This window comes from Sphingomonas sp. AP4-R1, from assembly GCF_013113735.1.
GTDB lineage: Bacteria > Pseudomonadota > Alphaproteobacteria > Sphingomonadales > Sphingomonadaceae > Sphingomonas_I.
Genome location: NZ_CP053346.1, coordinates 114,286 through 127,749, shown reverse-complemented (window position 1 = coordinate 127,749; position 13,464 = coordinate 114,286). Strand labels below are relative to the sequence as shown.

Below are 13,464 nucleotides of genomic sequence, written 5' to 3'. Positions count from 1 at the left end.
CAATCCAAAAGGCAGTCCAAAGAAGATGCCTTTCGGAGCGTGAAGTCAACATGATTAACGACGTGTCAGTATGGATCGGCGCTGCTCCGTGCGGGATGCTCCGGGTCCGTGGAAGCGCATGCCTTGTTGCATCGCGGCAGTTGGGCTAAGGGCGCGTGCGAACCTGACAAACAAAACACGAAAGACCACCATGCGCCTTCGCAACGTGGCCATCATCGCGCACGTCGATCATGGCAAAACGACCCTGGTTGACCAGCTCTTCCGTCAGTCCGGCACCTTCCGCGACAATCAGCGGATCGAGGAGCGGGCGATGGACTCCAACGATCTCGAAAAGGAGCGCGGGATCACCATTCTCGCCAAGCCGACGTCGGTGGAGTGGGAAGCGCCGGACGGCGTGAAGACGCGCATCAACATCGTCGATACGCCCGGCCACGCCGATTTCGGCGGCGAGGTGGAGCGCATCCTCTCGATGGTCGACGGCGTGATCCTGCTGGTGGATTCGTCCGAGGGCGCGATGCCGCAGACGAAGTTCGTGACTGGCAAGGCGCTGAAGCTGGGCCTGCGCCCGATCGTGGTGGTCAACAAGGTCGATCGTCCGGACGAGCGCATCCAGGAAGTTCTGGACGAGGTGTTCGACCTGTTCGTGAGCCTTGAGGCGACCGACGAGCAGCTCGATTTCCCCGTCCTCTACGCATCGGGCCGCAACGGCTATGCGAACGAGGATCCCACGCTGCGCGAGGGCACGCTGATCCCGCTCTTCCAGAAGATCGTGGATCATATCCCTGAGCCGACCGCCGATCCGGACGGCCCGTTCAAGTTCCTCGTGACCCTGCTGGATCGCGACAACTTCCTCGGCCGCATCCTGACGGGCCGCATCTATTCGGGCGTGGTGAAGACCAACCAGGCGATCCACGCGCTGGATATCGACGGCAAGGTGATCGAGGCGGGTCGCGCCTCCAAGATCCTCGCCTTCCGCGGGCTGGAGCGCGTGCCGACCGACGAGGCGCAGGCGGGCGACATCATCTCGATCGCGGGCCTGACCGAGGCGACCGTGGCGCACACGATCGCCGACACCTCCGTGTCCGAGCCGATCAAGTCGCAGCCGATCGATCCGCCGACGCTCTCGATGCGCTTCGCCGTGAACGATTCGCCGATGGCGGGCCGCGAGGGCACCAAGGTGACGAGCCGCATGATCCGCGACCGCCTCGCCCGCGAGGCCGAATCGAACGTGGCGATCAAGGTGACCGAGAGCGCCGACAAGGACAGCTTCGAGGTCGCCGGCCGCGGCGAGCTTCAGCTGGGCGTCCTGATCGAGACGATGCGCCGCGAAGGCTTCGAGCTTTCGATCAGCCGCCCGCGCGTGCTGTTCGGCGAGGATGAGGCCGGTAAGAAGACCGAGCCCTACGAAACCGTCGTGATCGACGTGGACGAAGAGCATTCGGGCACGGTCGTGGAGAAGATGAACCTCCGCAAGGCCGAGATGACCGACATGCGCCCGTCCGGCGGCGGCAAGACCCGCATCACCTTCTCCGCGCCCTCGCGCGGCCTGATCGGCTATCATGGCGAATTCCTGTCCGACACGCGCGGCACGGGCATCATGAACCGGCTGTTCGAGAAATATGGCCCCCACAAGGGCAATATCGAGGGCCGCAAGAATGGCGTGCTGATCTCGAACGGCGCCGGCGAGGCGCAGGCTTATGCGCTGGGGCCGCTCGAAGAGCGCGGCATCCTGTTCGTCGGCCATGGCGAGGCCCTGTATGAGGGCATGATCATCGGCGAGAATGCCAAGACGGACGACCTCGAGGTCAATCCGATGAAGGCGAAGCAGCTGACCAATTTCCGCGCCTCGGGCGGCAAGGACGACGCCGTCCGCCTGACCCCGCCGAAGCGGATGACGCTGGAGCAGGCCATCGCCTACATCGACGACGATGAACTCGTCGAAGTGACGCCGAAGAACATCCGCCTGCGCAAGCGCTACCTCGATCCGAACGAGCGCAAGCGCATGAGCCGCTCCAAGGCGGCGTAAGGCTTAACGCCAGAGACTGAAGGCCGGGCGCCCTCTCGCAAGAGACGGCGCCCGGTTTCGTTTTGGGGGTGTTTTCTAGCGAGAGGATGCCAGGCTCTGGGGGCCGATACGGCTACGCTCCCCTCCCTGAAAGGGAGGGGCTGGGGGTGGGTCGCTATAGGCGGGCCATGTGGCCGCAAGCGGGTCCACCCACCCCTCAATCCCCTCCCTTCCAGGGAGGGGAAGGCGTGCGGCCGCAACTGTTGTTAACTGCCGTGAAGGGAGACGCGCAGGCCGATCGCCAATAACGAAGCCGACCCGGCCAACGCGAAAATTCCCAGCACGCCGCTAACAAGGCCGTTTTGGCGAAAGTCTGTGGTGATTTTCCACGCGCAATAAGTCGCGTTCCAGACCAGCAGAATCCCGAGACAGACCGGCAATATGCTCATAGGCTCAGGATAACGAGTTGTCGGTACTGTCCGCGACTGGGGCTAAAGCGGGCTGTCCTTTCCTTCGTCATTCCCGCGAACGCGGGAACCTAGATGGAGCGGCGGGACTGGGTTCCCGCGTTCGCGGGAATGACGGGTGAGAGAGACTAGCGCGCCACCGTCAGCAGCATCACGCCCTGCCTCGGCACGGTGACGTCGAGCCCGGCCTTGCCGCTGCGTACCGCGAGCGACGTCGGGCGGACGGTGGGCGCCATCTCCGAGGCCTTTTCCAGCACCGCATATTGCTTCTCGTCGGGCGACTGAGGCGAGCCCATCGCCGCCCATGCCGAGAAGGCGTCGGCGTGGGTCTTGTCGACGCGCCATTCGGTGATCGTGCGGGTGCCGCCCGCGCCCAGCCCGGCCAGATCGAGGTGGATCGCGGCGTCCGGGCCGGCGACGTCATCGTCGTGATAGTTCCAGACGAGGATCGCGACCGTGCCGTCCGCCGCCTTCGTCGCCACCACGCCCACGTCGGGCGCGGCGCGGACGCCATCGGCCATGATCGCGGCGAGCGGGACTTCGCCGCTGCTGGTGGCGCCGATCCGCGTCTCGCCCATCATCGCGAACAGGCGGAACACGTTCATCACCGGCAGATCGATGCCGTTGGTGGCCAACTGGCGATAGCCGGCGAACCAGGGCTGATCCTCGAACGTGAAGGACCAGGTGAGCGCGCCATCCAGATTGACCTTGTTGGTGTCGGCCAGATCCCAGATGCGCGCGAAGCTCGCCACCGTGTAGCTGGAATACATGGTGCCGTTGCGATAGGCGTTTTGCGGGCCGGGGCAGGCGGCGCAGCCCTCCGGATCGCTCTCGCCGATCACGATCGCCTTGTGCGCCATCTCGGGCACGGCGGCGATCTTGGCGAAGCCGTTGTTCACGCCGCGCAGATGCGTGGCGATGCCCATGCGGACATGGCCATCGACGAAGCTGGGCTGGCCCTTGGCGTGGAAGGCGAGGAAATCGGTCGGCGTGCCGATCTTGCCGGTGGCATAATTGGTGCCGCGCGCGAGATGCGCCATGAACGCGTCCATGAACGCGCCGCCGGTGCCGGCCGCGTCGGGTCCGCCGACTTTCGCTTCGGGCAAAGCGCGACGGACGGCGTCCACCGCATAATCGTGCATCTTCTGGAATTCCTCGGGCGTGCCCTTCCAGTAGGATTCGCCGTTCGGCTCGTTCCACACCTCGAAATACCAGCGGGCGACCTCGTCGCGGCCGTAACGCTCGATATTGTGGCGGGTCCACTGGTAGATCAGTTCGGCCCACCTGCCGTAATCCTTGGGCGGCGCATTCCAGCCGCCCTCGATCAACTTGTAGGAGAAGCCGGGGCGCCAATTATGCTGGTAGGGCGTGCTCTTGGGCGCCGACGACAGCGCCTCCGGCATGAAGCCGAGCTGGAGATAGGGGTGGATGCCGCGCGCGCGATACGTGTCGATGATGTGATCCGCGATCGTCCAGTCGTAAATCGGCTTGCCGGCCGCATCCTCCTTGTAGATGTCGGTGCTGCCCCATTTGAAGGCGGCGGTGCCGTCGCCCGTGTTGAGCAGATTGTGCGCGCGGAAATAGACCTGCTCCGGGCGCAATTTGCCGAGATGATCGAGCAGCTTACGCCCGTCCTTCATGGTCGCGTAATTGGGCTCGTCCGCGCCGAAGAAGCGCCAGATCGGCTTGAGCGGACCGAGCGGCTTGCCGGCATCCACCGTCATCGTGACGGGGATGGAGGGGCCGGATGCCGGAGCCTGTGCGAGGCTCGCGGTCGAGGCGAGCAGCCCGCCGAGCAGCGTCAGCGCGCCGCAAAAACCGGACTTTCCTGCCATGTCTCACCCTCTCACTTCGATATGAGCGGATTTATACGACAAATTGTGGGGCAGCCAAGTGACGAGATATTTCGGCGCCGGCCCCGATGGCGTCGAGCTGGTGTGCGGAGTCCCTCCGGTCAGGCGGCGCCCATCTCCAGCAACACCGCCCATTCGTCGTCGCGCACGGGGGTCACGCTCAGGCGCGACTGGCGGAGCATCTCCAGCGCCTTCAGGCGGGGCTCGGCCTTGATCGCCTCCAGCGGGACGGGTTTGGCGAGCGCCTCCAGCGGCTTCACCGCCACGCTCGCCCATTTGCCGTCGTCGCCGTCGGGCTGCCAGGCACGGGTGATCTCCATCACGCCGACGGCGGCCTTCTGCGTGTTGGAGTGGTAGAAGATCGCGCGATCACCGGGCTGCATCTCCTTCAGGAAGTTGCGCGCGGTGTAGTTGCGAACGCCATTCCATTCGGTGGCGCCGTCGCGGATCAGATCGTCCCAGCTATAGGCGTCGGGCTCCGAGCGGAGCAGCCAATACCGCATCATTTCTCTTCCTGCTTTTCCGTCTGATCTTCGATTTTCTGGGCGATGAGCAATTTCATGCGGGCGGCCGCGATCGGCTTGTCCGGGCTTTCCTGCCACGCCTCGACATGGACGCTGCCGATGCGCGATCCGACGCGAACGGCGACGCCGCGCGCGAACGTCTCCACCGGGCGGCCGGGGCGCATATAATCGACCGTGACGTTGATCGGCTTGAAGCGCTGGCGGGGATCGTCGGGTTCTTCCAGCGTGGCATCGATCGCGGCGATGGCGGCGATTTCCAGCAGGCCGGCGATGGCGCCGCCGTGGAGGCGGCCGGGCATGCCGTTCAGCCCTTCCGAATAGGGCATGGCGAGCAAAGGCGAGCCGCCGTCCTGGCTGACGACGGTAATGCCGAGGAAATCGGCGTAGGGCAGGAGCTGCACGTCGCTCACAGCTGCGCCTCCAGCTTCGGGTGCGCGCCGCCGCCATCGGTCTGCGATGCGTCGTCGAGCCGGAGAAAGCTGCCGGCGACGCGGGCGACGGGGCGATCGGGATCGCCGTCGTGCGCCATACCTTCGATGAAGGCGACGCGGCGCGTGAGGCGGTAGCAATGGCAGCGGCCGATCACGCGCCGGCCGGGGCGCGCGGGGCGGAGATAGTCGACGCGCAGATCGAGCGTCACCGTCGGCTCCAACTGGCCGCACTTCAGCCAGACGGCCATGCCGGCGGCCGAGTCCATCAGCGAGACGATCGGGCCGGAGGCGAGCGTCCCGGTGGCGAGATCGGAGATCAGGCGGCGGTCATAAGGCAGCGCCAATTCGCACCAATCATCCCCATGCGCGACATATTGGGCGCCCAGCGCGACCATATGGCCGGAGCGGTGGCGGCCGAGCAGGCCGAGCGGATCGAAAGGCGTAAGGGCATCACTCATCCAGCACCCGCATATGGAAGCGGGGATGGGAGGACAAGCGCGGTGCGGGGGCTCGTCGCGTCCAGGGCGGGCTAAAGCGGGATCGTTCTGTCCGGCTCGCAATGACGAAGGTCTTGGGGTCAGGCGCTGAGGCTGTCTCGGGAGGGATCGGCGGCGTTGAGCCAGCCCGTCACGAGCAGCTCGCCCGCGACGATATCCGCCGGGAAATCGACCTCGCCCCAGCCCAGACCCTCGATCGAGATCACGCGGATCTCGGCGCGCGACGCCAGGCTGTCGATGATGCTGAGGAACCAGCGGCGCACCGTGGCGGGATCGAACATCGCCTCCTCGATCGCCTGGCGGAACAGGAAGGTGCCGGCCTCGCGGAACAGCAGCATGCCGATCGATTCGGCGTGGGCGTGATCGGGCGAGAGCGTCTTGCCGATCGCGAGCAGGCGCGTGCCGTCCAGCCGCACCTTCATGTCGTCCGCGTCATAAGCGGGCTTGCGATCGATCGTGACCGTGATGGGGGCTTCCGCGCCCTTCAGCACGCGCTCGACCAGCGCCGTCGATACGAGCGTGTCGCCGTTCAGGACGATCATGTCGCCCACCATCTCCTCGCGCGCGAGCCACAGCGAGGCGAGATTGTCCGACACGTCGTAGAAGGGATTGTGGAGCAGCCGCACCGACGGCCAATGCTCACCCAGATAATGGGCGACGCGCTTGGCACCGAAACCGACGATCACGATCACGTCCGTCACGCCATTGGCCGCGAGCGCGCTCAGCTGCCAGTCGATCAGCGGGCGGCCGCCGAATTCGAGCAGGCATTTCGGCCGATCCTTGGTCACGTCGCCAAGGCGGGAGCCACGGCCCGCGGCGAGGATGATCGCGCGCGTGTGCTCAGGCGTGAAAGACATGGACGTTATCCTTGGGGAGAAAGACGGAGCGGCGGCGGGTTTCAGGGGGTAAGACGGAGACACGCCATCGTAACCCGCCCGTGGGGCGATCCGATGACGACGACGATCTCGTGCCCCCCGGCTCGCGCACAGCGGTGGACCGTGGAACGGGCGGCGCGTGCGCGCCGTGGCCGGCCGAATGGGCGATCGCATCGTCGGAAGGAGCCCCGGCTTCATGAACGCCGGAATAACGGAACAGCAACGATCTGTCGCCCGGATTGGGGGATGATTTGACCGGATCGGCCATTTTTCCCGGGTGGACCGCGCGTGCCCTCCCGGCGAAGACAGAGGACTCTTTCCCGGCTCGCGGAGTGTTTTCGACATGGACGACGAAGGTCCGAACCCAACGATCCTGCGCTTCGGCTATCCCGCCACGCGGATCGCCGAGACGGCGCACTGGATGGTGCTGCTGCGCCCCGAGCAGCCGACTTTGGGCAGCATGATCCTCGCGGCGAAGAGCTCCGAAACCGCATTCGGCGCGCTGTCGCCCGAGGCCTTTGCCGACATGGGGGTGGCGATTGCGCGGATCGAGGCGATGCTGGCCGCGACGATCCAGCCCGCCAGGATCAACTATCTGATGCTGATGATGGTCGATCCGCATGTCCATTTCCACGTTTTGCCCCGCTATGAGGGCGAGCGCAGTCATGCGGGCATCGCGATCGGTGACCGGGGATGGCCGAAGCAGCCGGAGCTCGCCGGCGCGAAACCGCTCGATGCCGATCAGGTGAAGATCCTGCGCGACTGGCTTTCCGCTAGCTGGTGACGGAAGCACTCCCGCGCAACCGCGCCGGCGGCATCGACGCTCCGGTGTGATCATGCCGCCACGGTTTGCGCCCGCAGCGAGGATTGGGGACGCCTGATCCGCGCCGACAGCCGCTCCGCGGTGCGGAGCGCGAGCGCCGCGATCGTCAGCGTCGGATTGGCCCAGCCGCCGGTGGGGAACGTGGACGAACCGACGACGTGGAGATTGGCCACGCCGTGCACGCGTCCGTCGCGATCGACGACGCCGTGCCGGGGATCCTCCGACATGCGGGTGGTGCCCATGTGGTGATAGCCGCCGATCGGATGCGCGGAGACGAGCGGATCGGTGTGCCAGAGCCGATCGGGATCATCGAGCCAGCCGGACCGCTCGACCCGGCCGAGGCCGAGGCGACGGAGTTCGTCGCCCAGCGTATCGACCAGCACGGAGACGCTCGTCTTGTCGATCTCCGACAGACGCCAGTCGAGCACGGCGCGCGGCATGCCGAGCGCGTCGCGCGTCTCGCCCAGCAGGATGCGGCTGTCGGGATTCGGCGCCTGCTCGGCGCGGACCAGCAAGGCGAGCTCCACCTGACCCAATTTGTGGAGCAGCCAGGGGCGCGCGGGATCGATCGTGCGCTGCGCCCAGGCGGCGACCTTCTTGGTGCCCATCCACAGGCTGCGCCCGGCGCGATTGGGCGGCAGGCCGTGCTTGAGCCCGCCATAGACCTTCATGCCGACGAACTGGCGCGCAAGCTCGGGCTGGCGCGCGACGAGCGTGAGCGAGGTGTTGAGGATGCCCTCGCGTCGCTGCAGCGCTTCGCCGGGGGCGATCAGGGCGGCCATCTCGCCCGCGCCGATCCGGTGGCGGCGGCCGAACAGCTTCAGGAACTGCCAAGCCTGGCGGGTGACGACATGGCCGCCGCGCGCGTGCGGATGCTCCATGAAATAGCGGCCGACCTGATCATGACCGTTGCCGACGCCCCGGCGCATGACGGAGCGCGAGGCGAGCAGCAGCCGCGCATTCTCGATCCCGCCCGCCGCCAGCACGACCGCCTGCGGACGGATCGTGATCCGGCGGCGGTTGAGGCTCTGCGCCACGATCTCGCGCACGGCCTTGCCATCCGTCTGCAGCGCGATGTCGGTGACGTTCGCGTGGGTGACGATCCGGCAGCGCGGATGATCGACCAGATCGCGCGCGGCGGCGAAGGAGAAGCGATCGAACGCCTGATCGAACTGCCAGACCGGTGTCGCGATGCGATCGGGATCGAAGGGGGGCACATCGAGACCGGTGGCGGCCATCGCTCCGACCGAAGCCCCGTTCTCGGCCAGCCCGAACAGAGGGCGGGCCTTGCGGTAATAGGCTTCCAGCTCGCGCCAGCCGATCGGCCAGCCCGAATGCGGCACATAAGCGCGCTTCTCCAGATCGATCGGGTCCAGCGTGGCGCAGCGGCCGCCCCAGATGGCGGTGGTGCCGCCGAAGAAGCGCAGGCGCGAATCCTCGAGCGGATAATAATCGCGGCCGATATTCATGCCGGCGCCCAGCGCGGCGGTGGCCCGATCATAATCGATCCCGCCCGCTTCCAGCAGAGTGACCTGATGGCCCTGGCCGAGCAATTGCCGCGCCATCGTGATGCCCGCCACGCCCGCGCCGATCAAGCAAATCTCGGTGGACACCAGAAGGGAGCCATCGGCCTCCGCGAGATCGATGAGCATCAGGCTTCCTTGTTGTCGGCGAGATCGAGGGCGGCGTCCTTGAGCGCCTGCGCCGATCGTCCGCCGCTGAGCACGTAGATCATCCCGTCGCGCGCCCAGCAGGCGATCGGGGTGCCGTCCGACATCCGCATGACGGGTGTGCGGGAGAGTTCGGATGTGCCGACGGCGGCGAACAGGAAAAGCGGCGCCTGCTGCTTGCCGTCCATCACGACCTGGAGGCTCGGCCCGTAATCCGAAGGAAAGAGCTGCACGTCGAGCAGGCGCCAGCCATCGGGGAAGCGCGGCACGCGGATGCGCGTGGCGGCCCGGATGTCGTTCGCATCGAGGTGCGGCGTTTCCACCTGCGAGCGCATCTGCCGCCGCATCAGCGCGGTGCGATGCGACATCATCGCTTCCTCCACATAGATGGGGGTGGAGGCGCGGGCGGGCGTGGAGAGGCTGGGTGCGCGCCCGTTATGATAGGCGTTCACACCGGCGAGCGACGCCAGGGCGACCGCGATCGAGGCCGCCCAACGCAGCCGCATGACACGGCGATTGCGCCTGAACGCGCCGTCCAACTGCGTCGCGGCCTGGATCAGACGGGCGGAGGGCAGAGCGGCGCCGTCGCGCGCCAGGCAGCGCATCGCCTCGGCCGCGCGCAGATCGGAGAGGATGCGGGCGGCGGCCTCGGGATGGCGGACGAGATAGTCGGCCACTTCCAGCCGGCCGGCCGCGTCCAGCTGATCGTCCACATAGGCCTGAAGATCGGTTTCGGTGATCGGATGTCCGGTCATGACTCCTACTCCTTGATCATGCGGAGGCGGGGGCGGGCGATGGGCTCTGCCCCGATCTTGTTTCCGGTGCCCTGTTCGGCCGCGCGCAGGTGGAGGCGGGCGCGGGAGATGCGGGACATCAGGGTGCCGATCGGCACGTCCAGCACGGAAGCCGCTTCCTGATAGGAAAGACCCTCCACCACGACGAGGTGCAGCGCCTCGCGCTGTTCGGCCGGCATCGCTTCCAGCAGGCGGCCGATCTCGGCGAGACGGAAGGCGGCTTCCTGCGAGGGCGGGGCTTCGGTCGGGCTCAGCTGTGCGAGATCGACGATCGCCTGATCGCGGCGGCGCGCGGCGCGCCAGCCATCGATGAAGCGGTGGCGGACGATGCCGAACAGCCAGGGCAGCAGGGGCATGCCCTGCCGGAATTGCGCGCGTCGGGCATAAGCCGCGGTCAGCGCGTCATGCACCAGATCTTCCGCGTCATGCTCGTCACGCGTCAGTGCGCGGGCGAAGCGCAGCAGCACCGGCAATTGATCGGTGACGGACTTTTCGGACGGCGGGGACATGACCAGCTTACGTCGCGGCGGCGGATTTATTCCCGGAAAGGAGGATTTTTTCCGACGGGAAGCGGACCGATGCCTCCTACGCCGCGAGGCGCAAGCTCAAACGCGCACGCCGTTCAGCTTCAGCTCGCGCTCCAGCCCGGCGACGCGCGCGCGCAGATGATCGAGCGCGGCAAGCTGCACGGCGCGGAGCAGCCGATGGCCCTCGGCGATCAGGCGGGATTTGTCGAAGCAGGCGGCGGCGCCTCGCTTCAGCGCCTCGGCGCTCTTCTCGGTGCCGGGGCCGGTGGCGGAGGAGACGACGACGGCGGGCGCATGAAGCGGCGCCGAAATCTCGTCGAGGAAGCTCATTCCGTCCTCGCCGGGAAGCGCGAGGTCGAGCGTGATCACGTCGGGCTGCAGCGCGGGGATCATCACGCGCGCTTCCTCGACGCTGGAGGCGCTGCCGACCACGCGGCACCGGCCGCCCTTCTGCAGAATTTCTTCCAGCGCCGCCCGAATCGTCAGCGAATCGTCGACCACCAGCACACGCAACATGTTCATCGCACACTCACTCGAGCCGCATTGGCCCTATGCTCCCCCATAAAGAGGGCATGGTGAATAATGCGTTGAAGATGCTCTGGGGGAGGAAAGGAAGACCCGCTCCTGGGAGCGGGGTCGTTCTGGTCGGGGCGACAGGATTCGAACCTGCGACCCCCAGACCCCCAGTCTGATGCGCTACCAGGCTGCGCTACGCCCCGACCAAGGCCGAGCCCCCTAGTGGCAGCCGCCGGGCTTGGCAAGCGGCGTGGTGTGAGAGGCGCATACTTTTGCCGGCATGAGGTGTCCGATCGCGGGCTGAAGGAGCCGCTCCAGGTGCGTCGCGCGGCCCGTTCCGGGGCGCGGTTCGCGACCGAGGATGGGGGGGGGGCATTTGGTTAATGATTTTCGGCTAGCTGCGGCGGGAAACGGCGGTGGGGGCCTTTGTGCTGGCGGGCAAGCGGATACGATGGGTGGCAGGCGCGATCGGCGTGCTTCTCTGCTGGGCTCCGCCCGCCGTCGCGCGGATCAGCGTGACGCCGCGTTTTTCCGGCTATTTCGACAATAGCGTCCAGCGGCAGAGCAGCGCCGAGGCGATCGGGGATCGCGGCGCGACCGATCGGCTGGACGATATCGGGCAGACGCTGCGGGCGCTGTTCGGCAACGGCGCGGGCATATCGATCGGCGACACGCGCCTGATCTCCGGTGGCAACCAGACCTTCTTCGCGATGGGCGGCGCCTCCGTCACCGTTCCCGTCGACGATCGCACCCAGCTGACGCTGACCGGGCTCTACGGCTCCACGCATGGCGATGTGCGCGTGCTCAGCACCAGTACGCAGCGGCTGACGGTGGCGGGGGTGACGGCGCAGGACCTGCTCGTTTCCAGCACGCAGGGACGGATCCGGCTGCGCCGGCTGGACGTGGAACTGAGCGCGCAGCGCCGGCTGACCGAGAATTTCTCGCTGACGGGCGGGGCGCGGATCGAGCGGGTGCGCGAGCATCTCGTCGCCGGCGGCGAGTTCGAGGCGACGCAGAACGGCGCCAACCTGATCCGCGCGCTGTCGGGCGATCCGGCGCTCGATCCCGGCCTCTCCGTCTCGCGCTTCGCGGCGACGAGCCGGGGCACCACCACCGTCTACAGCCTGCGCGGCGGCGGCGCGGCCTTCGCACCGATCGGCGGCGGACACTCCTTTTATGTCAACGGCATGCTGCATGTGAGCCGCCTGCCGGTGCAGGCGCGCACGCTGAAGCTCACCTTCGTGGAGAGCGGCGATCAGGTCGAGGCGCAGACCAAGGCGCCGGGCGAATGGTCGGCCGGGCCGGATATGGCCGTCGGCTATTCGCTGCGCCTCAATGATCGGCTGGGGCTGGATGCGCGCTATCGCGGCGTCTTCTATTTTCCGCTGTCGGGGGCGCGGACAATCTCCGATCCGCGCGTGAATCACGGCTTCAACCTGGGGGTCTCGGTTGCGCTCTAGCCTGCGCCCTTTCCTGTTGCCGTTCCTGCTGCTGATGCTGGCGGTGCTGGCGGTGCTGGCGCCGGCCGAACGTGCGGCGGCCGAGGTGAAGGCGCTGATCGTGACCGGCAGCTATCAGACGGCCGCCTCCCCCTCGCTCCGCCTCGCCAATCCGGTGGTGGACGGGCGGGAGATCGCGCTGGCGCTGACCCGCGCCGGGATCCGCCAGATCGCGCTGGTGGAGGATCCCGATGCCGCGCACTGGTCCGAGGCGCTCGACCGCTTCGTCGGCAGCCTGGGCAAGAGCGATATCGCCCTGGTCTATTATGCGGGCCACGGGCTGCAGGTGGGCGGCATCAATTACTTCCTCGCCGGGGACGGCAAGACCTTGCTGTCCGTCGATGCGATCGTGCAGCAGATCAGCAGCAAAGCCGGATCCTCGCTGTTCGTGATCGACGCCTGCCGCAACAATCCCTTCCAGAAGAATGCGGCGATCGGGGAACAGACGATCGCCTCGCGCGCGGCGGTGGGCATATCGATGGCGCAGGTGGCGGCATCGGGGCAGGGCCTCGCCCAACTGGGTGAACTGACCGGGCTTTCCACGGTGATCCTGTTTTCGACCGAGCCGGGCAATGTCGCGCTGGACGGTCCGGCGGGCGCGGGGAGCCCCTTCGCCCATGCCTTCGCCGCGGAGATCGTGCGGCGCCAGTCGCTGGACGTCACGCTCCGGCGAACGGCGGTGGCGGTGCAGCGCGCGACGGAGGGGGCGCAATCGCCCTGGCGGCAGGGCGATCTGGCCCGCGCCGTCTATATTGCGGGGATGCCGTCTTTCCCCGTGCCTTGAGGGGCCGCATTCATGAGAGGCTGGCCTGGATAGCCAGCGTCCTATCTCCCCGTTCGTCCTGAGCGAAGTCGAAGGACGGGCCGCGGGGGGTGCCGTTCGCAGCACCTTCTTCGACTTCGCTCAGAACGAACGGGGAAGGGGGAGCCTTTCCCGCATGACGCGCCGAAGGCACGAGCCATTGCGCCAGAACGGCCGATCG

Annotated in this window: 13 protein-coding genes and 1 tRNA gene; 4 read left to right on the top strand and 10 right to left on the bottom strand. The window is 67.1% G+C overall.

Features of this window, described 5'->3' with window-relative positions; all coding sequences use genetic code 11:
- The first annotated feature begins 190 nt into the window (after positions 1-190).
- Positions 191-2,026, top strand: coding sequence for a translational GTPase TypA (gene typA / locus HL653_RS00515; protein WP_171742769.1), 1,836 nt, complete (start codon positions 191-193; stop codon positions 2,024-2,026).
- 574 nt (positions 2,027-2,600) lie between these two features.
- Here typA and HL653_RS00510 read toward each other — a convergent pair.
- The 5 genes from HL653_RS00510 to HL653_RS00490 all read right to left on the bottom strand — a co-directional run bounded on the left by HL653_RS00510 (position 2,601) and on the right by HL653_RS00490 (position 6,634).
- Positions 2,601-4,307, bottom strand: a complete 1,707-nt coding sequence (locus tag HL653_RS00510; protein ID WP_171742768.1) for a beta-xylosidase — start codon at positions 4,305-4,307, stop codon at positions 2,601-2,603.
- Positions 4,308-4,426: 119 nt separating this feature from the next.
- Positions 4,427-4,828, bottom strand: coding sequence for an EVE domain-containing protein (locus HL653_RS00505; RefSeq protein ID WP_171746691.1), 402 nt, complete (start codon positions 4,826-4,828; stop codon positions 4,427-4,429).
- Entirely contained in the window at positions 4,828-5,259 is a 432-nt protein-coding gene (locus tag HL653_RS00500; protein WP_367613581.1) for a PaaI family thioesterase, read from the bottom strand. Before HL653_RS00500 ends, HL653_RS00505 begins: the two co-directional genes overlap by 1 nt.
- On the bottom strand, positions 5,256-5,738 hold the full coding sequence (locus HL653_RS00495; RefSeq protein WP_171742767.1) for a PaaI family thioesterase: 483 nt from the start codon (positions 5,736-5,738) through the stop codon (positions 5,256-5,258). Before HL653_RS00495 ends, HL653_RS00500 begins: the two co-directional genes overlap by 4 nt.
- A 119-nt stretch (positions 5,739-5,857) precedes the next feature.
- Positions 5,858-6,634 carry an NTP transferase domain-containing protein gene (locus HL653_RS00490; protein WP_171742766.1) on the bottom strand — a complete coding sequence of 259 codons (777 nt, stop codon included), beginning with the start codon at positions 6,632-6,634 and terminating at the stop codon, positions 5,858-5,860.
- A gap of 361 nt (positions 6,635-6,995) precedes the next feature.
- On the opposite strand from HL653_RS00490, the gene HL653_RS00485 reads away from it, so the two are divergent.
- The gene (locus HL653_RS00485; protein ID WP_171742765.1) at positions 6,996-7,436 is read left to right on the top strand and encodes an HIT family protein; all 441 of its coding nucleotides are present in this window, start codon (positions 6,996-6,998) and stop codon (positions 7,434-7,436) included.
- A gap of 50 nt (positions 7,437-7,486) precedes the next feature.
- Here HL653_RS00485 and HL653_RS00480 read toward each other — a convergent pair whose 3' ends face one another.
- From HL653_RS00480 to HL653_RS00460, 5 genes are all read right to left on the bottom strand, one after another.
- Positions 7,487-9,127 (bottom strand): FAD-dependent oxidoreductase, encoded by a 1,641-nt coding sequence (locus tag HL653_RS00480; RefSeq protein WP_171742764.1) that lies wholly within the window; start codon positions 9,125-9,127, stop codon positions 7,487-7,489.
- On the bottom strand, positions 9,127-9,900 hold the full coding sequence (locus tag HL653_RS00475) for an anti-sigma factor (RefSeq protein WP_171742763.1): 774 nt from the start codon (positions 9,898-9,900) through the stop codon (positions 9,127-9,129). The genes HL653_RS00480 and HL653_RS00475 overlap by 1 nt, the downstream gene beginning before the upstream one ends.
- 5 nt (positions 9,901-9,905) lie before the next feature.
- Positions 9,906-10,448: a sigma-70 family RNA polymerase sigma factor gene (locus HL653_RS00470; protein ID WP_171742762.1), complete on the bottom strand. Its 543-nt coding sequence runs from the start codon at positions 10,446-10,448 to the stop codon at positions 9,906-9,908.
- Between the two features lie 96 nt (positions 10,449-10,544).
- A complete protein-coding gene (locus tag HL653_RS00465; protein ID WP_171742761.1) occupies positions 10,545-10,988 on the bottom strand; it encodes a response regulator in 444 nt (147 codons plus the stop codon).
- Positions 10,989-11,108: 120 nt separating this feature from the next.
- Positions 11,109-11,185, bottom strand: a tRNA-Pro gene (locus tag HL653_RS00460).
- Positions 11,186-11,398: 213 nt separating this feature from the next.
- Here HL653_RS00460 and HL653_RS00455 point away from each other — a divergent pair.
- Positions 11,399-12,442: a hypothetical protein gene (locus HL653_RS00455; RefSeq protein WP_171742760.1), complete on the top strand. Its 1,044-nt coding sequence runs from the start codon at positions 11,399-11,401 to the stop codon at positions 12,440-12,442.
- Positions 12,432-13,265 carry a caspase family protein gene (locus HL653_RS00450; RefSeq protein WP_171742759.1) on the top strand — a complete coding sequence of 278 codons (834 nt, stop codon included), beginning with the start codon at positions 12,432-12,434 and terminating at the stop codon, positions 13,263-13,265. Before HL653_RS00455 ends, HL653_RS00450 begins: the two co-directional genes overlap by 11 nt.
- The last annotated feature ends 199 nt before the right edge of the window (positions 13,266-13,464 follow it).

What these genes read in the sequence shown, in the direction of transcription:
- HL653_RS00480 (WP_171742764.1), bottom strand. Translation starts at nt 9,127, where the DNA reads ATGCTCATCGATCTCGCGGAGGCCGATGGCTCCCTTCTGGTGTCCACC.
- HL653_RS00505 (WP_171746691.1), bottom strand. Translation starts at nt 4,828, where the DNA reads ATGCGGTATTGGCTGCTCCGCTCGGAGCCCGACGCCTATAGCTGGGAC.
- HL653_RS00485 (WP_171742765.1), top strand. Translation starts at nt 6,996, where the DNA reads ATGGACGACGAAGGTCCGAACCCAACGATCCTGCGCTTCGGCTATCCC.
- HL653_RS00495 (WP_171742767.1), bottom strand. Translation starts at nt 5,738, where the DNA reads ATGAGTGATGCCCTTACGCCTTTCGATCCGCTCGGCCTGCTCGGCCGC.
- HL653_RS00470 (WP_171742762.1), bottom strand. Translation starts at nt 10,448, where the DNA reads ATGTCCCCGCCGTCCGAAAAGTCCGTCACCGATCAATTGCCGGTGCTG.
- typA (WP_171742769.1), top strand. Translation starts at nt 191, where the DNA reads ATGCGCCTTCGCAACGTGGCCATCATCGCGCACGTCGATCATGGCAAA.
- HL653_RS00465 (WP_171742761.1), bottom strand. Translation starts at nt 10,988, where the DNA reads ATGAACATGTTGCGTGTGCTGGTGGTCGACGATTCGCTGACGATTCGG.
- HL653_RS00475 (WP_171742763.1), bottom strand. Translation starts at nt 9,900, where the DNA reads ATGACCGGACATCCGATCACCGAAACCGATCTTCAGGCCTATGTGGAC.
- HL653_RS00510 (WP_171742768.1), bottom strand. Translation starts at nt 4,307, where the DNA reads ATGGCAGGAAAGTCCGGTTTTTGCGGCGCGCTGACGCTGCTCGGCGGG.
- HL653_RS00490 (WP_171742766.1), bottom strand. Translation starts at nt 6,634, where the DNA reads ATGTCTTTCACGCCTGAGCACACGCGCGCGATCATCCTCGCCGCGGGC.